Source organism: Candidatus Chryseobacterium colombiense (assembly GCA_029203185.1).
Classification (GTDB): Bacteria; Bacteroidota; Bacteroidia; order Flavobacteriales; family Weeksellaceae; genus Chryseobacterium; species Chryseobacterium colombiense.
In genome coordinates, this window is sequence record CP119310.1 from 1,992,459 (window position 1) to 2,012,414 (window position 19,956).

22 protein-coding genes are annotated in these 19,956 nt (G+C 34.5%); 7 read left to right on the plus strand and 15 right to left on the minus strand.

The window, feature by feature from the left end; translation table 11 throughout:
* The first annotated feature begins 2 nt into the window (after positions 1 to 2).
* Both P0Y62_08820 and P0Y62_08825 read left to right on the plus strand, forming a co-directional pair.
* Positions 3 to 422 carry an SH3 domain-containing protein gene (locus P0Y62_08820; protein WEK71656.1) on the plus strand — a complete coding sequence of 140 codons (420 nt, stop codon included), beginning with the start codon at positions 3 to 5 and terminating at the stop codon, positions 420 to 422.
* 240 nt (positions 423 to 662) lie between these two features.
* Positions 663 to 2,519, plus strand: coding sequence for a CocE/NonD family hydrolase (locus tag P0Y62_08825; GenBank protein WEK71657.1), 1,857 nt, complete (start codon positions 663 to 665; stop codon positions 2,517 to 2,519).
* A 111-nt stretch (positions 2,520 to 2,630) separates the two neighbouring features.
* Here P0Y62_08825 and P0Y62_08830 read toward each other — a convergent pair whose 3' ends face one another.
* The 3 genes from P0Y62_08830 to speB all read right to left on the minus strand — a co-directional run bounded on the left by P0Y62_08830 (position 2,631) and on the right by speB (position 5,206).
* Entirely contained in the window at positions 2,631 to 3,245 is a 615-nt protein-coding gene (locus tag P0Y62_08830; protein ID WEK71658.1) for an alpha-ketoglutarate-dependent dioxygenase AlkB, read from the minus strand.
* 188 nt (positions 3,246 to 3,433) lie between these two features.
* Positions 3,434 to 4,282: a methylated-DNA--[protein]-cysteine S-methyltransferase gene (locus P0Y62_08835; protein WEK71659.1), complete on the minus strand. Its 849-nt coding sequence runs from the start codon at positions 4,280 to 4,282 to the stop codon at positions 3,434 to 3,436.
* Between the two features lie 66 nt (positions 4,283 to 4,348).
* Positions 4,349 to 5,206 (minus strand): agmatinase, encoded by an 858-nt coding sequence (gene speB / locus P0Y62_08840; protein WEK71660.1) that lies wholly within the window; start codon positions 5,204 to 5,206, stop codon positions 4,349 to 4,351.
* 181 nt (positions 5,207 to 5,387) lie between these two features.
* Here speB and P0Y62_08845 point away from each other — a divergent pair, with 181 nt between their 5' ends.
* Positions 5,388 to 6,047: an HAD-IA family hydrolase gene (locus tag P0Y62_08845; GenBank protein ID WEK71661.1), complete on the plus strand. Its 660-nt coding sequence runs from the start codon at positions 5,388 to 5,390 to the stop codon at positions 6,045 to 6,047.
* 122 nt (positions 6,048 to 6,169) lie between these two features.
* On the opposite strand, the gene P0Y62_08850 is transcribed toward P0Y62_08845, so the two are convergent.
* The 6 genes from P0Y62_08850 to P0Y62_08875 all read right to left on the minus strand — a co-directional run bounded on the left by P0Y62_08850 (position 6,170) and on the right by P0Y62_08875 (position 11,254).
* Complete coding sequence (locus P0Y62_08850; GenBank protein WEK71662.1) at positions 6,170 to 7,564, minus strand: arginine decarboxylase; 1,395 nt, start codon at positions 7,562 to 7,564, stop codon at positions 6,170 to 6,172.
* A gap of 111 nt (positions 7,565 to 7,675) precedes the next feature.
* Entirely contained in the window at positions 7,676 to 8,551 is an 876-nt protein-coding gene (locus tag P0Y62_08855; GenBank protein WEK71663.1) for a tyrosine-protein phosphatase, read from the minus strand.
* Positions 8,552 to 8,716: 165 nt separating this feature from the next.
* On the minus strand, positions 8,717 to 9,346 hold the full coding sequence (locus tag P0Y62_08860; GenBank protein ID WEK71664.1) for a thiamine diphosphokinase: 630 nt from the start codon (positions 9,344 to 9,346) through the stop codon (positions 8,717 to 8,719).
* Positions 9,336 to 9,968 (minus strand): hypothetical protein, encoded by a 633-nt coding sequence (locus P0Y62_08865; protein ID WEK71665.1) that lies wholly within the window; start codon positions 9,966 to 9,968, stop codon positions 9,336 to 9,338. Before P0Y62_08865 ends, P0Y62_08860 begins: the two co-directional genes overlap by 11 nt.
* A gap of 1 nt (position 9,969) precedes the next feature.
* The gene (locus P0Y62_08870) at positions 9,970 to 10,539 is read right to left on the minus strand and encodes a cob(I)yrinic acid a,c-diamide adenosyltransferase (protein ID WEK71666.1); all 570 of its coding nucleotides are present in this window, start codon (positions 10,537 to 10,539) and stop codon (positions 9,970 to 9,972) included.
* Positions 10,540 to 10,669: 130 nt separating this feature from the next.
* Complete coding sequence (locus P0Y62_08875; protein ID WEK71667.1) at positions 10,670 to 11,254, minus strand: hypothetical protein; 585 nt, start codon at positions 11,252 to 11,254, stop codon at positions 10,670 to 10,672.
* 178 nt (positions 11,255 to 11,432) lie between these two features.
* Here P0Y62_08875 and P0Y62_08880 point away from each other — a divergent pair, with 178 nt between their 5' ends.
* Entirely contained in the window at positions 11,433 to 11,924 is a 492-nt protein-coding gene (locus P0Y62_08880) for a DinB family protein (GenBank protein WEK71668.1), read from the plus strand.
* Positions 11,925 to 12,128: 204 nt separating this feature from the next.
* Here P0Y62_08880 and P0Y62_08885 read toward each other — a convergent pair whose 3' ends face one another.
* From P0Y62_08885 to lptB, 4 genes are all read right to left on the minus strand, one after another.
* Complete coding sequence (locus P0Y62_08885; protein WEK71669.1) at positions 12,129 to 13,085, minus strand: YafY family protein; 957 nt, start codon at positions 13,083 to 13,085, stop codon at positions 12,129 to 12,131.
* Between the two features lie 42 nt (positions 13,086 to 13,127).
* A complete protein-coding gene (locus P0Y62_08890) occupies positions 13,128 to 14,855 on the minus strand; it encodes an ABC transporter ATP-binding protein (GenBank protein ID WEK71788.1) in 1,728 nt (575 codons plus the stop codon).
* Positions 14,856 to 15,020: 165 nt separating this feature from the next.
* The gene (locus P0Y62_08895) at positions 15,021 to 15,275 is read right to left on the minus strand and encodes a hypothetical protein (protein WEK71670.1); all 255 of its coding nucleotides are present in this window, start codon (positions 15,273 to 15,275) and stop codon (positions 15,021 to 15,023) included.
* A gap of 1 nt (position 15,276) precedes the next feature.
* A complete protein-coding gene (lptB, locus tag P0Y62_08900; protein WEK71671.1) occupies positions 15,277 to 16,338 on the minus strand; it encodes an LPS export ABC transporter ATP-binding protein in 1,062 nt (353 codons plus the stop codon).
* Positions 16,339 to 16,471: 133 nt separating this feature from the next.
* Between lptB and P0Y62_08905 the strand changes: the two genes are divergently transcribed.
* On the plus strand, positions 16,472 to 17,200 hold the full coding sequence (locus P0Y62_08905) for a hypothetical protein (protein ID WEK71672.1): 729 nt from the start codon (positions 16,472 to 16,474) through the stop codon (positions 17,198 to 17,200).
* Positions 17,201 to 17,240: 40 nt separating this feature from the next.
* Here the strand turns inward: P0Y62_08905 and P0Y62_08910 are convergent, their stop codons facing one another.
* The gene (locus tag P0Y62_08910) at positions 17,241 to 17,999 is read right to left on the minus strand and encodes a carbonic anhydrase family protein (protein ID WEK71673.1); all 759 of its coding nucleotides are present in this window, start codon (positions 17,997 to 17,999) and stop codon (positions 17,241 to 17,243) included.
* Positions 18,000 to 18,199: 200 nt separating this feature from the next.
* Here P0Y62_08910 and P0Y62_08915 point away from each other — a divergent pair, with 200 nt between their 5' ends.
* Positions 18,200 to 18,382 carry a bacteriocin gene (locus P0Y62_08915; protein WEK71674.1) on the plus strand — a complete coding sequence of 61 codons (183 nt, stop codon included), beginning with the start codon at positions 18,200 to 18,202 and terminating at the stop codon, positions 18,380 to 18,382.
* Positions 18,383 to 18,439: 57 nt separating this feature from the next.
* On the opposite strand, the gene hemB is transcribed toward P0Y62_08915, so the two are convergent.
* Positions 18,440 to 19,429: a porphobilinogen synthase gene (gene hemB / locus P0Y62_08920; protein WEK71675.1), complete on the minus strand. Its 990-nt coding sequence runs from the start codon at positions 19,427 to 19,429 to the stop codon at positions 18,440 to 18,442.
* Between the two features lie 120 nt (positions 19,430 to 19,549).
* Here hemB and P0Y62_08925 point away from each other — a divergent pair, with 120 nt between their 5' ends.
* A complete protein-coding gene (locus tag P0Y62_08925; protein WEK71676.1) occupies positions 19,550 to 19,900 on the plus strand; it encodes a T9SS type A sorting domain-containing protein in 351 nt (116 codons plus the stop codon).
* The last annotated feature ends 56 nt before the right edge of the window (positions 19,901 to 19,956 follow it).

Sequence of the window (19,956 nt, forward strand, 5' to 3'; positions counted from 1 at the left end):
ATATGAGCACATTACAAGACAAATATTCAAGCGTGGTTTCTGCTGCCCAGTCTGCAGGAATTTCAAATCTTCAGGTTCAAGAACAGGACGGAATTTTATATGTTTCCGGAAATGCCGCTAATACAGCTGCTAAAGATGCAGTCTGGAATGCTTTAGGAGCAATAGATTCTACTTATTCTGCTTCGGATATCAATATCGATGTACAGGTGAGCGGACTGGCTTCCGGAGCTTCTTTAACAGTAGCAACTGAGGAATCTAACTTAAATATCAGACAGGAACCATCTACTGAAGCTGCTGTTGTAGGTAAAGCAGCAAAAGGAGCATCTGTAACTTTGGTTGAACAAACTTCCGACGATTGGTGGAAAGTAAAAACAGCTGACGGACAGGAAGGATATGCTTATTCAAGATATTTAAAAGCTTAATACAGTTAACAATATCAACTTTATACATAAGGCTACCTTTTTCAAGGTAGTCTTTTCTTTTCTAAAGATTTTAACCAAAACTTTATTCATAGATAGTTAATTTCACCCAATCCTATTTTTGAAAATATCCAACTCCTTTTTCTACTAAAAAAATAAAGATTTAAAAGCTTTCTTATCGCGTATTCACAATTTGAATAATTAAAAACATTTTATGTTTAAATTAGCGTCAAATTTAATATAATGAAAGCTCATTTTTCAATTGTACTTATTTTCCTGTTCATTTTTGGGAATTCACAGACACAGCAACCCGACACATTTGTAAAAGACAATTTTACCAAAAAGGAATTCTATATTCCCATGCGTGATGGAACAAAGCTCTTTACAGCTGTTTACATTCCTAAAGATATTTCCAATAAAAATAAATATCCGTTTTTGATGCAGAGAACATGCTACAGCATCGCTCCTTATGGCGAAAACGAATACAGAACCAAACTTGGTCCGAATCCTTATATCATGAAAGACAAATATATTTTCGTTCTTCAGGATGTTCGAGGAAGATATATGAGCGAAGGAACTTTTACCAATATGACACCACAGGTTGACAGAAAAACAAAGAAAGATGTTGATGAAAGTACCGATACATATGACACTATTGATTGGCTGATTAAAAATATTAAAGATAACAACGGAAAAGTAGGACAATACGGAACTTCATATCCTGGGTTTTATACGGCTGTAGGGATTTTGGCACAACATCCTGCTTTAGTTGCTTCATCTCCGCAAGCACCGATTTCAGACTTCTGGAATGATGACTTTCTTCACAACGGAAGATTTATGTTAGCTTATTTCAGAACTTTCCCGGTATTCGGGGTTCAAAAAACAAAACCTGAAAATAAGGCTTGGTATAACGATTCTATGATTAAAATAACTTCTGAAGACGGTCTGAAATTCTACAGAGATATGGGAACTTTGAAAGATGGTTATGAGAAATATTATAAGAATAATTTCTTTATGACTGAAATTATGAATCACACCAACTATGATGAATTCTGGCAAAAAAGAAGTCTTCTTCCTCATCTTAAAAATGTAAATCATGCGGTGATGACAGTTGGAGGCTGGTTTGACGCGGAAGATCTTTCAGGACCTTTAAATATCTATAAAACTATCGAAAAAACAAGTCCGAAAGCGAAAAATACCATTGTAATGGGACCTTTCTCTCACGGAGCCTGGGCACAGGAGCAAGGAAAGCATTTCCACAATCAGATCTATTTTGGAGACAGTATTGCAACATATTATCAGAAAAATATTGAAACGAAGTTTTTCAATCATTATTTGAAAGGAAATACAAAACAGGATGTAGGTCTACCGGAAGCCTTAATGTATGACACCGGAGCAAAACAATGGAGAGAATTCACAACATATCCTCCAAAAGAAGGTCAAAAAATAAACTTTTATTTATCCAACGGAACATTGAAAAATGCAGCAGGAAAAGGTTCATCAGAATACTACAGTGATCCGAACAATCCGGTTTTGAGTTCAGATAATTTAAAAGATTTCAATGGATTCACCCCTAAAAATTATATGTCGGAAGATCAACGGTTTGCAGAAGGAAGACCTGATGTTTTGACGTTCACAACAGATGCTTTAACAGAAGAAATGACTTTCGCCGGAGAAATTATGGCTAAATTAAATATTGCTTCCACTTCTACCGATGCAGATTTTGCAGTGAAATTAATTGACATTTATCCCGAAGATTTCAAACCTGCCGAGAAAAAAGACGGTGTGGTTTACGGAAATTATCATCAAATGGTAAGAAGTGAAATTATGCCTGCAAGATTTAGAAATTCAAGAGAAAAAGCTGAGGCTTTGATTCCAAATCAAAAAACAGCAGTAAATTTCAGATTGCAGGATGTTGTGCATACCTTTAAAAAAGGACATAAAATCCAGATCCAGATTTCTTCAACCTGGTTCCCTTTATTTGCTGTCAATCCGCAAAAATTCTTGGATAATCCGAATTTCGCCACGAAAGAGGATTATACGAAAGCGTTTATCAAAGTTTTTGATGATAGCGCGATTGAAGTTGAGGTAATAAAATAAATTTAAAAAGCTGTTCACACTGAACAGCTTTTGTTTTTTTGTCTCTCGCAGATTTTGCAAATGATTGTGTCTAAAAATCTGCGTCATCTGCAAATCTGCGAGAGAATTCTATTAATCTTCCTCAATCGTTCTGAAAGTCAGATTCACTCTGGGAGTATTCACTTTTGTAGTCGGTGGAAGCCGATGCATCCAATGATCCTGTGTTGTTCCTTTCATAACCAGCAAACTCCCGTTTTCCAGGAATATTTCTATCTTTTCTTTTGTGGTTTTATGTTTAAACAGGAACTTTCTTTCCGCTCCAAAAGTCAGAGAAGCGATGGCGCCATGTTTTTTCAAGTCTTTTTCGGCATCGCTGTGATAGGCCATTCCTTCGCTTCCGTCATGATATAAATTTAAAAGACAGGAATTATAAGTTTCTCCGGTAATTTCTTCACATTTTTGTTTGAGCTCCAATAATTCAGGAGCCCAGAATTTGGCATACTTTGTTCTTTTTGAATACGTATATTCAAATGGCTTTTCACCAAACCAAGCGACTTTTCTTTTGGTTAAAATCAACTTACCAAAAATGACGGCTTCATCATTTTCCCAGGGAATCTGATTGAATAAATACTTATAATAAAAATCCGACTTTTCTTGGGAAAAAATTTTTCCGTAATAGTGAACAATTCCGTCATTGGGAAGAATATTAAAAGGGTAATCTGATATATCTTCGAATAGGCTTAACATGATAACAATTCTGTATAATATTTTGTGCTTAGAAGAATTCAAATAAGTTTTGGCTAAAGCCAATTGATTGAATTTCTTATTTATCTAAACGGGCTAAAGCCCGTTCCTACTTATGAAATAATTTGCTTTATAAAATTTTAAATAAAATCTTCGTGTTTATTCGTGAAAAAAACTTGTATAATTTGTATTTAAGAATCGGAGTAAATCCGAGAACTTTCCCATCCTACAATCAACTGTTTTCTTTCACTTCCCCATCGATACCCTCCGATATTTCCCGAGGACTGAATGACACGATGACATGGAATTAAAAAAGCGACAGGATTGCTTCCGATTGCTGTCCCGACTGCACGTGAAGCATTGGGATTTCCTATTTTCTCAGCCAAATGTCCATACGTTGAAAGTTTTCCCATCGGAATGGACAGAAGACTTTCCCAGACTTTTAACTGGAAATCAGTTCCCTTTAAATGGAGCTTTATCGTATTGAGCTTCGTCCAGTCTTTATTGAAAATGGATAATGCATTTTTCTGAAATTCATCCTGTTTTTCAAAAAAAGAAGCATTGGGAAATTTAGCCTGTAAATCTCCCAATGCTTTATTTTCATCGGTTTCAAAAGCCATATAACAGATCCCTTTTTCTGTGGAAGCCGTAATTACATTTCCAAAAGGTGTTTCGGAAAAACTATAATTAATATGAAGACTTTTTCCCCCGTTTTTATATTCTGCCGGAGACATTCCTTCGATCTTCACAAACAAATCATGCAGCCTGCTTGTACTCGAAAACCCTGTCTCATAAGCGGTATCAAATAAACTCGCTTTTTCTTCCTTTAGTAAATTTTTAGCATGTTCAAGACTTATGAACTGTAAAAATTTTTTCGGACTCGTTCCTGCCCAATCAGAAAACATTTTCTGAAAATGAGCAGGGCTCAAATGAATTTTCTCTGCTACTTCCTCCAAACTTGGCTGAAGCTTAAAATTGCTCCGGATATACTCTATCGCCTTCGCAATTCTTTCGTAATCGATCTGATTTTGTGTGTACATACCATTGAATTTACCTCACAAAGTTCCAAAGAATATACGGCGGAAAAAATCCGATTCTTGCGGAATTTAGTTGTTATTATACATATGATAGTAAGCAAGCATTTTGTAATATAGCTTTGCGGCAAGGAATGCACTTGGTTTTGCCATCGGAGAATCCATTAATTCTACAATATCAAACGCTACAACGTTACATTTTTCAAATACTTTGCTTAATAATTCCAAAGTTGGATACCATTGTAAACCTCCCGGTTCAGGAGTTCCTGTTGACGGACAAAGTGAAGGATCAAAAGCATCTAGGTCAATTGTAATATACACGTTTCCTGAAACTTTTTCCAGTACATCATTGATCCAGTTTTCATTATTGGCAATTTCATGAGCGAAAAACACTCTTCCTTCCGGCAAATATTCCACTTCTTCAACATCCATTGAACGGATTCCTACCTGTACCAAATTGTGCTTCTGATTCGCTTCAAAAACCGCACAAGCATGGTTAGAAGTAGAACCATGGAATTCCGGACGTAAATCTGTGTGAGCATCCAGTTGAAGAACTGTTAAGTTCTCGAATTTCTCACCTACCGCACGGATTGAACCGATAGAAACAGAATGTTCTCCACCGAAAAGAGTGAATAATTTACCGTCATGATTTAAAAGCTCTTTTGTTTTTTGATAGACAGCTTCTGTCATGGCTTCAGGTGAAGAGTTTTCAGAAACTTCTCCAGCCAGGTAAACTCCTTCCAAATAAGGCTCAGTCTGAGTTTCAATATCATAAAGCTCCATATTTTCAGAAGCGTTCAAGAACAATTCAGGACCTTTATCCGCTCCTTTTCCCCAGGTTGAAGTTCCGTCGTAAGGAACAGTCACCAACATTACTTTCGAGTTCTCTAATGATGCATTTTCTTCAGGAATTCCTGCGTATGTTTTCATATATAATTTATTAATTAAAAAATTAAATGATTGAAATAGTAAAAGATTCGACAAAGATACAAAATAGTCGTTGAGTTATAAATGATGAGTCATGAGTTATGAAATTTGGCATCATAATTTTTTAATTTTAAACCTTCAATCTTTAAGTTTTAAAACATTATTTTTGCTAAAACTTAATTGTATGCCTTTAAAAGCTGTTCTTTTCGATATGGATGGAGTGATTGTAGATACAGAACCATTGCACAGAAAAGCTTATTTCAAAACTTTTGATGAACTGGAAATTGCTGTTTCCGAAGATTTATATACTTCTTTCACAGGAGCGTCCACAAAAAGAGTTTGTGAAACCTTAATTCAGAAATTCGATTTAGATCACCCCCATGAAGCCATTGCAGCCATCAAAAGAACCCATTTTAAGGATTATTTTTATAATGATGACGAATTTGATCTCATTCCGGGAGTGCGAGAATTGATTCAACACTATTATGATAATAGTATTACATTGATTTTAGCTTCTTCCGCTACTATGACTACCATCAATATGGTTTTTGAAAAATTCGGTCTGGAGAAATATTTCAGCGGAAAAATAAGCGGTGCAGATTTAAAAGAATCAAAACCCCACCCTGAAGTATTTTTGTTAGCGGCAGAAATGTCGGGAGAGCCTGTTGAAAACTGTATGGTGATTGAAGATTCTACCAACGGAATTTTAGCAGCACACCGGGCAAAAATTTTCTGTGCGGCATACAGAAGCCCACATTCTAAAAATCAAGACTATACTTTGGCAGACACCGTTGTTTCAGATTATGAAGACCTTCAATTGGATAAAATTTCAAAATATTTTTAAATAGAAAAAGCTCTCAAATTTGAGAGCTTTTGTTTTTATTTTCTATTTGTCGTCCTTCTGAATGAAATGGAGAATCTATTTTTAGATTTCTCCTATCGTCGAAATGACAGTGGTATGTCAGATTATTTATACCCAAGAAGTTTCAATACATCTTCCGGTTCCTGCTTTTCACGGAAAATCTCATAGTGTAATTCTCCGTTTTCATCTTTCTGAATCAAAACGTGTCTCGGTTGAGGCATTAAGCAATGGTGAACTCCCCCATAACCTCCGATTGTTTCCTGATACGCTCCTGTATGGAAAAAACCGATATACAAAGGTTTAGTATCACTGAAAACCGGCAAATAAATAGCATTGGTATGTTGTTCAGAATTGTAATAGTCATCCGAATCACAAGTCAATCCACCTAAGAAAACTCTTTCATAAGTATCATCCCAACGGTTTAAAGGAAGCATGATAAAGTGTCTTGAAATCGCCCAAGTATCAGGAAGAGTCGTCATGAAAGAAGAATCGATCATATTCCATTTTTCTCTGTCGTTCTGGCGTTTTTGAGAAATTATTTTATAAATATTTGCCCCACTTTCTCCAACGGTAAAACTTCCGAATTCTGTATAGATATTTGGCTCTTCTACCCCTTCTTCTTCACAGAATTTTTTGATTTGAGAAACGATTTCCTCAACCATATATTGATAATCGTAATCAAACTGTAAAGAAGTCTTGATTGGGAAACCACCACCGATATTCAATGAATTTACTTCCGGAGCAATTTTCTTCAAACGTGCATACACACGAAGACATTTGTACAATTCATTCCAGTAGTACGCTGTATCTTTGATTCCCGTATTGATGAAGAAGTGAAGCATTTTCAATCTTGCATTCGGGTGTTCAGCAATTTTTTGGCTGTAATAAGGAATAATATCTTTATATCCGATTCCTAATCTTGAGGTATAAAATTCGAACTTCGGTTCTTCTTCAGAAGCGATTCTGATTCCGATGTCGAATGTGGTATCAATACTTTCTGTTAATTTATCAAGTTCACGGTAATTGTCCAGAATTGGAGTAATGTTTTCAAAACCGCTGTTGATCATATCTGAAATTTTCGCCAGATAATCATCTGTTTTGAAACCGTTGCAGATCACTTCAATATCTTTTGATACTTTCCCTTCTTTATAAAGAGACTTTACGATATCCATGTCATAAGCAGAAGAAGTCTCTATAGAAATATCATTTTTCAAAGCTTCTTCCAGTACAAATTTGAAATGACTTGATTTTGTACAGTAACAATAGGTATAATTCTTCTTATAATCGGTCTTCTCAAAAGCTTCCTTAAACCAGCTCTTGGCTTTCTGGATATTTTGAGAAATTCTCGGCAGGTAGCTAATCTTTAGCGGAGTGCCAAATTTTTCAACAACATCCATCAACGGAATGTCGTGAAACAACAAATTGTTCTCAGAAACATTGAACTCCTCAGTAGGGAAATACAACGTCTGATCAATAAGTTCCGAGTATTTTATTTTCATTTCTAAACAAGTGAATTAAGAAATGCAAAATTGCTAAAAAAGTTTGATTTTTTAACGTTAAATTTATTATAAATTTTTAGTGATTTTGTAATGAAAATTTCACTCCGATTATTAATATGTAAACTTCTGAATATATTCTTGCCGTTTATTTTCAGAAATTCCTAAAACCTTTTGAATATAGTTATCAATAGAGCCATATTCTTTATTGATTTCATTAAAAGCAGCATCCAGATAATCAGTTTCCACCCAACTTAGTTTTTCTAATACTTTGACATCCATTTTCGGATAGAGAAAGTGAAGATGAGTAGCCAAATTCAATCTTTTATCCACCAATTTTTTTCTGTAATTATTCGATAAAAGATAATCGTTGTAAATTGTTTCTTTATCAAATTTTAAAATGGTCAGAATCAAAGCTGTTGTAATCCCTGTTCTGTCTTTTCCCGCCGTACAGTGGTATAAAACGGGCTGATCCGAATCTAAAATTTCGGTGATGATTTTCTTAATAATTTCAGGATTTTCCTTTACATAATCTCTGTAAAATTCCAGCATTCTTTTATCCGCATCTGAACCGTCAACTTTTCCTTTTAAAACCAACCTTTTAGCCTGATCCAATTGATCACCTTCGTCTTCAAAAGCAGAATAATTCTTATAAACAATATTGTTGGGAAGATGATCCGGTTTCTGAGCGATTTCTTTTGAATTTCTAAGGTCTATAATTTCTTTAATCCCTAATTCTTCAAGCTCTTTAAAAGATTTTTTCTTCAGTTTATGCAGGTGTCCGCTTCGGTAGAATTTTCCTTCTTTTAAGGTTCTTCCATCTACATTTTTAATATTTCCGACCGCTCTGAAATTATGAACTTTTTTAATCTGAATATCTTTTTCTGTTGTATTTTTTCCGTATTCAGGTGTAGAAAAGCTCTGCGTTTTGCAGGAGAAAATGCAGAATATTGAAATGATTAGAAATGATATTTTGATTACGTTTTTCATTTTTTTTCCGCAGATTTCACAGATGTTTGCGTAAGACTTGTATGTTTTGGCTAAAGCCGATTGATTTATTTTTAATTTTAAAAACGGGCTAAAGCCCGTTCCTATTGATATTACAAAAATTAGATTTTATAATTTGTGAAAACATTAGTGAAATTAGTGTTTAAACTACAAATAATTTTTCCCAACAAAAATCAGCAAATCTCCTTTTTCATATTCAATGGAAACCTCATCTTCAACAGCGAAATTTCTTGTTCCGATTCTTGAAGTAATGCTTAAGTCCCCATTTGTCAATGGCCAGTTTAAGCCTACTGTAGTAATGTTTTCAACTGCCGGAAACGGATACAGTGAAATCATTTTATCTTTCACGCCCTTTAAATTATATATTTTAGGGATAAAATAATATTCAGAAAACTCGTCATAAAATTTTATAGTTAATTGATCCTTAAAACTGAAAGCAACAGTAAGGTTTCCTAAAAAATGATCCTGTTCTCCTCCACTTCCTCCAAAAATATCAATGTCTGTAAAGCCTTTTTCTAAAATGATCTCTAAAGCCTTATAAAAATCTGTATTGTTCTGATCCGGAGTATGAATGAACTTCTCTTCATAAATATTTTCATCAGCACCGGAATGAGAATCAAAATCACCGGAAATAAAATCCAGCTTCTCCATTGGAAAATTCATCCTTTTCAGATAATGAAAAGCTCCGTCTGTACATGCGATCAAACCATATTGTTCAAGATCCGGAAAGGATTTCGGAGCATCTCCATTGATGAAAAGTAATGCTTTATTTACCATTTAATTCCTTTTTTATTTCTTCCACAACATTTGGGTCTGTAGTGATTACCCATTTTTCAACATTTCTTCCGGGTCTATTATTTTGTATTCTTTCTACAAAACTTTTAACATTAATGATATTTTCTGCGTCAGGTTCTGATTCAACATATTTATTATACGCTTCTATCATTCTATCAACTTCATCATATGATAAACCTTCTTTATAAAGTAATTTCTGATAGGATTTTCCGATATAAAAATTTAAAGCAGAATACTGTTTTGAGTTTTTATCAATCAACTTGTATAATTTTTCAAAATAAGAGAGAGCTTTTCTAAAATCAGGCTTTTTTTTCGAAAAATTATTAAGTCCTCCATACCAAAGAGCGGCCGGAAATGATGGGTCTTTTTTTAAAACTTCAACAATTATTTTTTCAGCCTGGTCATTTTTATCTTGCTCAATTAAAGTTAAAGCCAATTGGGATTTAAAAATCAAATTATCAGGTTCCTGTTTTAATCCTTCACGAAAAACATTTTCAGCCTTTGAAAATTTATTTTCAGACATAAGAACATTTCCATTATCAATATAATCCTGTGAAAAATACATCCCGGAATACAATATAAATAATAAAAATATTTTTTTCATTTTATCTTTCATTCGGATTCCAGTATTCTTCCGGCTCGTTGTTGATTTTTGAAATATATCTTGCCAATACAAAAAGATAATCTGAAAGTCTGTTCAGATATTTAATGAGTTCTGGACGAACTTCTTCCGATTCATTTAAGAACACCAAAGAACGTTCTGCTCTTCTGCAAATTGTTCTTGCTGCATGTAAAAATGTTGCCGGTTTTCCTCCACCCGGAAGAATAAAATATTGTAGAGGTTCCAATTTTTCGTCAAAAGCATCCATCCAGTTTTCCAGTTCTTCAATTTCGGTATCGGAAATAATTAATGGTAAACGAGACTTTCCGTTAGCCAACATTAGTTTATCAACCGGAGTAGCCGCCTCTGAGCCTACCGTAAATAAATCAAATTGGATTTTCTTTAATTGTCTTAACACTTCCTGATCATCAATATGGCTTTTTGCAATTCCGATGAATGAATTAAGCTCATCTATATTTCCGTAGCTGTCAACTCTTGCACTTGCTTTCGAAACTCTTGTGCCGCCATACAAAGCAGTCTGACCTTTATCTCCTGTTTTTGTGTAAATTTTCATAGGACTAAAATACTTTATTTTGAACAATGTAAAAAGCGAAATGCACAAATGTCAGTATTACTCTTTGAAGGAATCTATTTATAGGATAAGAAATAGCAAAAATGACCGGAAAACCGGCCATCTTCTCAAATTATTTATTTACCTCTACATATTGTAATACGGTCTGGTTCTTGGGATTGTAGATAATCGTACTCTTGTTGGGAAATCTTTTTAATCTATAATATTCAATACCCTTATCATTTTTTATATCCTCCAGAAAACCTGAATCAACGGTATTTTCAGGAAGAAACTTTTCTATAAAACTGATTTTATCTATGATACTTTGTCCATCAATTTTTCTGGCTGTCTTATCCGATTTATTTTCATCGGTAGTCGGCTGACTTTCCAAAAATGGAATTAAAGTCTCTTTATCTGCCTTATATTTAAAAATAAAGCCTTCTGAACCATTTGGAAATTTGAATTTCTTTCCTGTTCCTTCTGAAATTATCGCTTTGTCAGCTCCGGGAAAAATCTGATTAATTTGAACATCCTCGGAATTGGTTAGAGAATTTATAGATTCGTTGACCGTCTTTTTCACTGTTTCTTCAACGGCTTCCTGAGTTTTTTTCTTTACCGTTTCGGTAGTTTTTTGAACAGTCTGGTCGATTTTTTCTTCAATCTTATTACATGATGTCAATAAAAATGCAATGACAACCGGCAAAATAAGCTTCTTCATATTTTTAAATTTCAGGACAATTTACAATTTTATCAAATCATTGTCCTACTCTAACGTGAAAGTATGCTGAAATATTTAAAAAAAATAAAATATTTTTTATTCTTAAAACCCTACTGACAAACTGTTGTCATAACCTCGATTTATCTTTGTATCAACAATAACAAACAATATTAAAATTATGACAACTACAGCAACCATCACAAAACAATTTATGACATCTGAACAATTATTAGAGCATTGGCAAGGCCACAGAAATCTGACAAGAAGAGTAATTGAAGCTTTTCCTGAAAAAGACTTATTTGAATTTTCAATAGGAGGAATGAGACCATTCGCAAAACTGGCAGTGGAGCTCATCAGCATTGGAGGACCTGCTTTAAAAGGAATCGTTGACAAAAATATGGAAGCCTACAATGAAGAAGGGTTTACTCCAAAAACTAAAGAAGATATTCTGAAAAAATGGGACGAGGAAACTGAGACCATCAATACTTATTTTGCTCAGATTTCCGAAGAACGTTTCCAGGAAACTTTCAATCTATTCGGACAATACGAGTTCCCTGTGTATCAAAATATTATGTATTTCGTAGATAATGAAATCCATCACCGTGGACAAGGATATGTATATTTAAGAGCTTTAGGAATTGAGCCGCCTTTTTTTTGGGAGAGATTTTAGGATCTTTAATGCCTTTATGGAGACTAAAATCTTTAATTAAACTTAATCTTAAAAATCAATCCTGATCAACTAAAGGGCGGAAATGCATCCCATACATTAAATTTTGACCAATCTTTATGTAATTGCAGATTCGCCTTTTTTGATTGAAAACCATCTTCAATTTAATTAATATTGCCAAAAACCTCAACAAAAATTGTTGAGGTTTTATTGATGTTTACCAGATATTTTGATGAGTAATTCGTTCAAATTTGCTTTCAGGCTTTCAGGCTCCAAGATGGTTGCATAATCTGCAAAGGTGATCAGCCAGCGAGGGAAACCATCTTTCAGCGATTCTGTTTCGAACGTTAATTCCACCATTCCGTTTTCTGCATCAACTTCTTTGGTTAAACCATAATATTTTTTAGAGTTTACCAAAAATCCCATGATTTTTTTCTCGACTAAAAGTCTTACAGTTGTTTTATTGCCATTACCGCTTTTTCTGTAATCGTTGATTTGTCCGTATTCACCTAAAAACGGATTCTGAGTTTTTGAAATTTTTAAGAGCCTGTCCACACGAAATTGTCTGAAATCGTTTCTCAGTGTGCAGAAAGCCATGATGTACCAATAATTAAATTCAAAGAAAACCCCAACCGCTTCGATCGTTCTTGTTGAAATATTGTCGTCAACCGTTTTATATTCAATGATCAGCTGGCGTTTTTCTGCAATACTTTCTAATATTGTTGGAATTACATTCTTTATCGTATTTTCTGTTTTAGCATGATACTGAAAAATATCGATCTGCTTTTCGATATTTTGAATCAGGTTTCTGTCAGAATATTTCAAGACAGACCGTACTTTTTCCATAGCAGTCTGGTAATGGCTTCCCAAACTCTGATGGGAGAATTTCTGCATCAGTTTCTCTGCGGTAATGAAACTTAAGACTTCTTCTTTGGTGAACATTACGGGTGGAAGCTTATAACCATCCATCAGCGAATAACCGCTTCCGGCTTCTCCAACGATAGGAATTCCCGCATTTTCCAATGTTTTTATATCCCGATAAATAGTACGGACACTTACATCAAATTTTTCTGCAAGATCCTGAGCTCTTACAATAGGTTTTGATTGTAATTGAGTGAGAATGGCCGTAACTCTGTCGAGTTTTTTGAGATAGTGGTCGTTCATTTAAACGTCAAATTATTAAACTGCTAAATTGCCACATTTTATTTAATTATCCTTAAAAGTACTGACCAACTTATCCAAATTCAGACTTCTTGCTGAAGCATCAAAAATTTCTCTATAAGTTCCATTAATTTGTACCAGTTCATCATGAGTTCCGCTTTCCACCACTCTTCCTTTTTTCATCACATAAATTTTATCCGAATCTAAGATCTGAGATAAAGAGTGAGAAATAATGATTACCGTTCTGCCCTCTTTTATCGCATCCAGAGAATTTTTAATCTGCTCTGTCGCAATTGCATCAAGACTCGCCGTGGGTTCATCAAGGAAAATAATCGGTGGATCTTTTAAAAATAATCTTGCAATGGCAATTCTCTGTTGTTGTCCGCCTGAAAGTTGGGTTGCATCGTGATTATATTTTTCAGGCAAATCCAGAATCTGCTCATGAAGATAGGCTTTCTTTGCAGCTTCTTCAATCTCTTCAAAGCTGGCATTCATATTTCCGTAGCGGATATTATCTTCAATACTTCCCTGGAAAATATGGTTTTTTTGAAGCACCAATCCGAGATCATTACGTAGGAATGTATTATCAAAATCATTCAGATTAACGTTATCTAAAAGAATGTTTCCTGAATCCGGAAGATAAAATTTACATAAAAGATTAATAATAGTTGATTTTCCGGCTCCGCTAAGGCCAACCAGAGCGGTAGTTTTCCCGTTTTCAATCCTCATGGAAACATTATGTAAAGCCTGCGTTCCGTTGGGATAGGAAAAGTTAACATTTTGCAATTCGAAATTCCCTTTAATTTCTTTTTCTACAAAAACACCGTTTGGTTCTTTTTCATCGTCTGCATTTAAAATATCAAAATAGCCTTCTGCATAGATCATTGCATCGTTCATATCATCATAAATTCTGTGAAGCTGGCGAATGGGAGCCGAAACATTATTAAAAAGCATAATATGAAGCATAATAGCTCCGATCGTCATTTGCTGATCCAACACCAGATAAACTGTCAATAAGATAATTAAAACCACTCCAAACTGTTCTATAAAGGTTTTCAACCCGTCATAAATAAAGTTTGTTTTTCGGGTGAACATCTGACTTTCCATAAGCTGCATCTGTAAATCGTACTGTTTTTTACCTTCAAATTTTTCGCGGACAAAACTTTTAATCACCATGATGGAATTAATTAAATTCAAAAGTCCTGAAGTTTTCTGCTCCCTCTGGTTTCTTAAGGTTCTTCTTACCCCGCTCAGTTTTTTCGCCTGTAGAGAACTTATATAAAAATATATCGGAACAATGATCGTGGAAACAATACCTACATATACATTTTGCAGGTACATGATAATTAAAGCAATAATGGCATTGGAAAACAACGGCAACATATCTATGAAAAAATTCTGAACCAGCCTTGTCAGGCTTTCAATTCCCCGGTCAATTCTTATCTGCAGTTTTCCGGATTCGTGGTTTTCATCATTAAAATAAGCTACTCTGTAGGTTAAAATTTTGTCAATAGCAGATTGTGCCAAAACAGAACTCACATTGATCCTGATTTTTTCTCCGTAAAATTTCTGTCCGAAGTTGATAAAAATGTTCAATAATTCTTTTCCCAATAAAATCACGGAGATCAGTACCAAAACATGTATTCCTTCTGACATGGGATTGGGAAGATGAGTAAGCTTTGTCACTTCATCTACGGTATATTTCAGCACCAGCGGATTGACCTGTGCCGCAAGAGCCCCTAAAAATGTAAGAAATAAAGTCCCGTAAATCATTAACCGATAAGGCCTGATAAACGGAACAAGCTGTTTATAAATACCAAATAAGGTGATAGTTCTATTGAAAGGTTTTGCCATAGAATTATTTTAATTAAAAAACGTACCGTTTTACAAAGGAAAAGGTACGTTTTATTCTATTTTTCAGCAAATATTTTGCTCGTTTCAAGTTTTTTCTTTTAAGCTTCCATCATCATTAATGTACATAAACTGATAATTTTGATTAACAATCTTCCCACCCATTTGAATAAATGAAAACCACATAGAACACCAGTCTTCAAAATCATTTTCTTTTGGCGTATCCCAGCGAATTATTGTTGAATTTTGATGTTCTTTTAGATCAACTACCACTCCGTATTCATCGTCTAAGAAAACTTTTGTTCCTATTTTAAATTCTTCAAAAACAGAAAATTCCGACATTTTACCCTTCGAATAAATAGGTTGTCACATAGTGAAGCTCTGCTTTTGCGGCCTGTTTTGATTCTAATTCTGCCTGTTCCAATGAGTAGTGGGAATTGATTTCCTTTTTCTGGAAAACATAAGAATTATTGGCATTCTTATCAACAACCTCACTGAAGATGTGCTCAATTTCGGAATTGGCCAGAGAAGCAAAACTAATATCTTCAAAACCGTGCATCAATCGCAGATCATCAAACTGAGAGAAGTTATGGTCTACAAAGCTCTGAAATTGAGACTTTGAGTCAAAATTTCCCGCCCAGATGTTGTAGGCATATTTTTTACTTTTCGGTTTGTCAAAAATACTTTGGTACACAAAATTCTCACCCAGATAAGCTTCCCTTACCTGCGGATCATTCGCAAGATCTTCAGGAAGGCCTTCTTTCAGGATTCTTCCTTCAAACATAATGTATGTTTTATTGGTAATTGCTAACGTTTGCTGCACATTGTGGTCAGTAATCAGAATTCCGATATTTTTATCGGTAAGGCTTCTTACAATTTTCTGAATATCTTCTACCGCAATCGGGTCTACTCCTGCAAAAGGCTCATCCAAAAGAATAAAGCTGGGATCCGTTGCAAGACATCTTGCAATTTCGGTTCTACGTCTTTCCCCTCCGGACAAAAGATCTCCCCTGTTTTTACGGACATGCTGCAAAGAAAATTCTTCAACCAGTTCATCACATTTCATCTGCTGTTCACGCTTCGAAAGCTTCGTCAGCTGCAGAACGCCCATAATATTGTCTTCTACGGAAAGCTTTCTAAATACAGAAGCTTCCTGAGCCAAATAACCGATCCCTTTTTGGGCTCTACGATACATAGCGTCCGTTGTTATTTCCTGTTTATCCAGAAAAATCTTACCGGAAGTAGGCTTAACCAATCCTACAATCATATAGAATGATGTCGTTTTTCCTGCTCCGTTCGGACCAAGCAATCCAACAATCTCACCCTGCTGAACCTGTACTGAAACACCTTTTACAACCTTTTTAGGACCGTATTCTTTGATTAAGTTTTCTCCTCGTAAAATCATAGCAGCAAAGATAAAGTTTTTTTGAATGTAATTTTTAGATTAGCGTATGCCGATAAAAGTTTTATGATATTTTAAAATTGAACCCGGCAATTTTTAATTAATTTTATGACAAGAATCTATAATCACAATACATATGGAAAATAATCAACAACTCACCGAACTTTTAGCCTTGGATCTGGGCATCAATATTACCAATCGAAGGCCTTATGCGAAAGAGGTTTTCAAATGGCAGGACATCGATCTTCTCCCTCATTCTTCCGCAGACACCTTACTTTGCGAAATTTTTGAATGGAACGGAAGAAACTGGAGAACTACAGGAAATAATCTTATCGGATTTTTATTTTCAGATGCCAATCTTACTACAGTAAAAAATCAATTGATTAATGCCCCCAAACACCCTGCGTTGATTCCTGATTTTGAATTCACTAAAGACAGCATGATAGAATATGGACTTTCTCTACCATCTTTATTCAATATTGGAGTGAACGGAAATATTAAAAGCGCCAAAAGTTTTTCGGTTCGGGTAAACGGAGTTACTAAATCCAGAATTACTAATATTGATTCGCCGGGAATTGAAATTTTAAGGAGTTATTCTGAATTCACTCAGAACAAATCTAAAACCTACCGGAAGAATATTAAGTTCAATTATTTAAGCACTTCTTTATTCTATGCGGAAAGTGTGGAAATCTATCTTGAAAAAGAATCCGGAGTCGGCCTGGATGTCAGTTTTCAGACTCAGGATGTAGAAGTGGATGCAAAGATTGATACGGATACCAAAAAACATTTTGTATTAAAATATTCAGGGAACCAATCGCCTTTTGCTGCAAAATTTACCAAAGGAAAAGATTTCAATATATCTTAGAAAAACTAAGGGATTTCAAAATTTGAAATCCCTTAGTTTTTTATTTTGTTAAAAATTCTACTTTTCCTGTTTCCATATGATATTCACCTCCCACAATCTTAATTTCCTTCTTCTCTTCCATTTCCTTCAGAATAGGACTGTTTTTTCTGATATTATCTATGGTCTGCAATACATTTGATTTCGTTACTGCTTCAAGATATTCAGGATTTTTTGAAGACTTATCTCCCTGAAAATTTTGTGTTCTTGCAATAGAGGGTTTAATTTTTGCCAGCAAACCTGTTATATTTCCCAGTTCTACATTATCCACAGCTGATTTTATAGCCCCACAATGCTCATGTCCCAAAACCATTACGACTTTTGCCCCGGATACCTTACAGGCATATTCCAAACTTCCTAAAATATCTTCATTACTGATGTTTCCAGCCACTCTCGCCACAAACATATCTCCGATCCCGGAATGAAAAACATCTTCAACAGGAACTCTTGAATCTAAACAGGATAAGACTACTGCTCCCGGAAATTGTCCCAGAGAAGCTTTACGAATCCTTTCTGAGGTGTTTCTAATCGTAAGATTATCCTCGACATACTCTTTGTTTCTCTGCTGCATGATGGAATACACTGTATCCGGCGTAAGCTTAGACTGTAATTTTTCAGTTAAGAAAGATTCATCAATAATTTCATTTTTGCTGATAGTGATAGAATCTCCATTCTTTTCATAATTCTTCTTCGGATCATTGCAAGAAATTAATATTGCTAAAACAGATAGCAATACTCCCAGGTTGTACATTGTTTTTTTCATAGTTATTTTTTTGTGAAATGATTTAAAAATCTAATTTACAACTTATTAAATGTAAATCACTTCTAGTTTTAATTAAATTTAACATGGTCTAAAAAAAGATTATTTACTCATAATCCTTATTCATTATATGACAAGTTATTTTTCAACATCATGTGATAAATTTTTATTAATTTAGATCTACCAATCAAATAAATATTATCATGAAAAAATTAACAAAAAAGGATTTAATGAAAATTAATGGTGGAAATATCCGTCCTCCTGATGCTAATGGAAATTGCCTTCCGGGGTGGTATTTGTGCCCATCGAATATTTGTGTTTATGACAAAGGTGGCGAAAATCCAATTGTTCCCGGAATTCCACATTACAACGCATGTTTCAATTAAATCTAAAATAAAAAAACACCTCAAATTGAGGTGTTTTTTGTTCAATATTGTTGATATTTATCTATTTAAAATCATTGCAGCTTCTTTTGCAAAATAAGTAAAGATCAAGTCTGCGCCTGCTCTTTTAAAACATGTCAAGCTTTCAATAATTGTTTTATCATTATCCAGCCAACCATTTTGAGCCGCAGCTTTTACCATTGCATATTCTCCACTTACATTGTAAACAGCAATCGGAAGATCAATCGCTTCACGAACTTTAGAAACAATATCCAAATAAGGAAGTCCCGGTTTAATCATGATAATATCGGCTCCTTCTTCCACATCTTTGAATACTTCGTTTAGTGCTTCACGGGAGTTGTGAAAATCCATCTGATATGTTTTTTTATCCTTCGGAATTTCCATATTATCTTTTGGTGCACTGTCCAAAGCGCTTCTGAACGGGCCATAGAAAGAACTGGCATATTTTGCAGCATAACTTAAAATTCCCACATCAGTAAATCCGTTTTCTTCTAAGGCCTCACGAATCGTTAAAACTCTTCCATCCATCATGTCACTTGGTGCCACAATGTCTGCTCCGGCTTCAGCGTGAGATACGGACATCCTTGCCAATGCATCATTGGTAGCATCGTTCAATATTTTTCCGTTCTCAATAATTCCGTCATGCCCATAAATTGAATAAGGATCTAAAGCAACATCTGGCATAACAATCATTCCGGGAACCGCATCTTTGATCGCTTTGATTGTATTCTGCATCAATCCGTCTTTATTCCATGCCTCTTTTCCGGTATTATCTTTAAGGTGATCCGACACTTTCATGTACAAATTGACAGATTTCACCCCTAAAGAAAATAGCTCTTTACATTCTTTTACCGTAAGATCTATGCTCCTCCTGAATATTCCCGGCATCGACGGAATGGGTTCCTGCTTGTTTTCGCCCTCCATTACGAAGATCGGCATTACAAAATCATCGGTGGTAAGCGTATTTTCTCTTACTAGACTTCGGATAGATTCGTTTACTCTAAGTCTTCTATTTCTTGAATGTATCATTTTTGGAATACTTTTTGAATAAGTTTATGCAAATTTAATACAAGTTCTATAAAAAAGTATTGCAAGAGATTATAGAATTAGTTATTTTTGTTATGATATATTACGAGAAATTATAATTGAATGAAAAAACTTTTACTTTTATTTATATTCCTAGGCGCATTTGTTGGATTTTCCAGCAATTTACAAGCTCAACAAAGAGAGCCTTCTTCCATCTCACAAAAATCTGATGATGGTATAATCGTAGCATATCCAAATCCCGCTAAAGACTATCTTGTCGTAAGAGCAAAAGACGCTTCTCTCAAAGTAAAGAATGTAACTTTTTATTCTATCTTAGGGACTCAAGTAGCAAGTTATGCTATTAATATGAACTCAGGAGAAATTAATATTGAAAAATTAAAACCTGGAAAATATCTGATCCGTTATATCTTAAGCGATAATACTCAAAAAGTAACACAAATCGTAAAACAATAATAGCAAATCCTGATAATCATCAGGATTTTTTCTTTTCCATTAATTCTGTTTTAATA

What these genes read in the sequence shown, in the direction of transcription:
- P0Y62_08825 (WEK71657.1), top strand. Translation starts at nt 663, where the DNA reads ATGAAAGCTCATTTTTCAATTGTACTTATTTTCCTGTTCATTTTTGGG.
- P0Y62_08885 (WEK71669.1), bottom strand. Translation starts at nt 13,085, where the DNA reads ATGAACGACCACTATCTCAAAAAACTCGACAGAGTTACGGCCATTCTC.
- P0Y62_08895 (WEK71670.1), bottom strand. Translation starts at nt 15,275, where the DNA reads ATGTCGGAATTTTCTGTTTTTGAAGAATTTAAAATAGGAACAAAAGTT.
- hemB (WEK71675.1), bottom strand. Translation starts at nt 19,429, where the DNA reads ATGATACATTCAAGAAATAGAAGACTTAGAGTAAACGAATCTATCCGA.
- P0Y62_08890 (WEK71788.1), bottom strand. Translation starts at nt 14,855, where the DNA reads ATGATTTACGGGACTTTATTTCTTACATTTTTAGGGGCTCTTGCGGCA.
- P0Y62_08830 (WEK71658.1), bottom strand. Translation starts at nt 3,245, where the DNA reads ATGTTAAGCCTATTCGAAGATATATCAGATTACCCTTTTAATATTCTT.
- P0Y62_08870 (WEK71666.1), bottom strand. Translation starts at nt 10,539, where the DNA reads ATGAAAATTTACACAAAAACAGGAGATAAAGGTCAGACTGCTTTGTAT.
- P0Y62_08845 (WEK71661.1), top strand. Translation starts at nt 5,388, where the DNA reads ATGCCTTTAAAAGCTGTTCTTTTCGATATGGATGGAGTGATTGTAGAT.
- P0Y62_08860 (WEK71664.1), bottom strand. Translation starts at nt 9,346, where the DNA reads ATGGTAAATAAAGCATTACTTTTCATCAATGGAGATGCTCCGAAATCC.
- P0Y62_08910 (WEK71673.1), bottom strand. Translation starts at nt 17,999, where the DNA reads ATGAAAAAAACAATGTACAACCTGGGAGTATTGCTATCTGTTTTAGCA.
- P0Y62_08835 (WEK71659.1), bottom strand. Translation starts at nt 4,282, where the DNA reads ATGTACACACAAAATCAGATCGATTACGAAAGAATTGCGAAGGCGATA.
- P0Y62_08850 (WEK71662.1), bottom strand. Translation starts at nt 7,564, where the DNA reads ATGAAAATAAAATACTCGGAACTTATTGATCAGACGTTGTATTTCCCT.
- P0Y62_08915 (WEK71674.1), top strand. Translation starts at nt 18,200, where the DNA reads ATGAAAAAATTAACAAAAAAGGATTTAATGAAAATTAATGGTGGAAAT.
- P0Y62_08820 (WEK71656.1), top strand. Translation starts at nt 3, where the DNA reads ATGAGCACATTACAAGACAAATATTCAAGCGTGGTTTCTGCTGCCCAG.
- P0Y62_08905 (WEK71672.1), top strand. Translation starts at nt 16,472, where the DNA reads ATGGAAAATAATCAACAACTCACCGAACTTTTAGCCTTGGATCTGGGC.
- speB (WEK71660.1), bottom strand. Translation starts at nt 5,206, where the DNA reads ATGAAAACATACGCAGGAATTCCTGAAGAAAATGCATCATTAGAGAAC.
- P0Y62_08855 (WEK71663.1), bottom strand. Translation starts at nt 8,551, where the DNA reads ATGAAAAACGTAATCAAAATATCATTTCTAATCATTTCAATATTCTGC.
- P0Y62_08875 (WEK71667.1), bottom strand. Translation starts at nt 11,254, where the DNA reads ATGAAGAAGCTTATTTTGCCGGTTGTCATTGCATTTTTATTGACATCA.
- P0Y62_08880 (WEK71668.1), top strand. Translation starts at nt 11,433, where the DNA reads ATGACAACTACAGCAACCATCACAAAACAATTTATGACATCTGAACAA.
- lptB (WEK71671.1), bottom strand. Translation starts at nt 16,338, where the DNA reads ATGATTTTACGAGGAGAAAACTTAATCAAAGAATACGGTCCTAAAAAG.
- P0Y62_08925 (WEK71676.1), top strand. Translation starts at nt 19,550, where the DNA reads ATGAAAAAACTTTTACTTTTATTTATATTCCTAGGCGCATTTGTTGGA.
- P0Y62_08865 (WEK71665.1), bottom strand. Translation starts at nt 9,968, where the DNA reads ATGAAAAAAATATTTTTATTATTTATATTGTATTCCGGGATGTATTTT.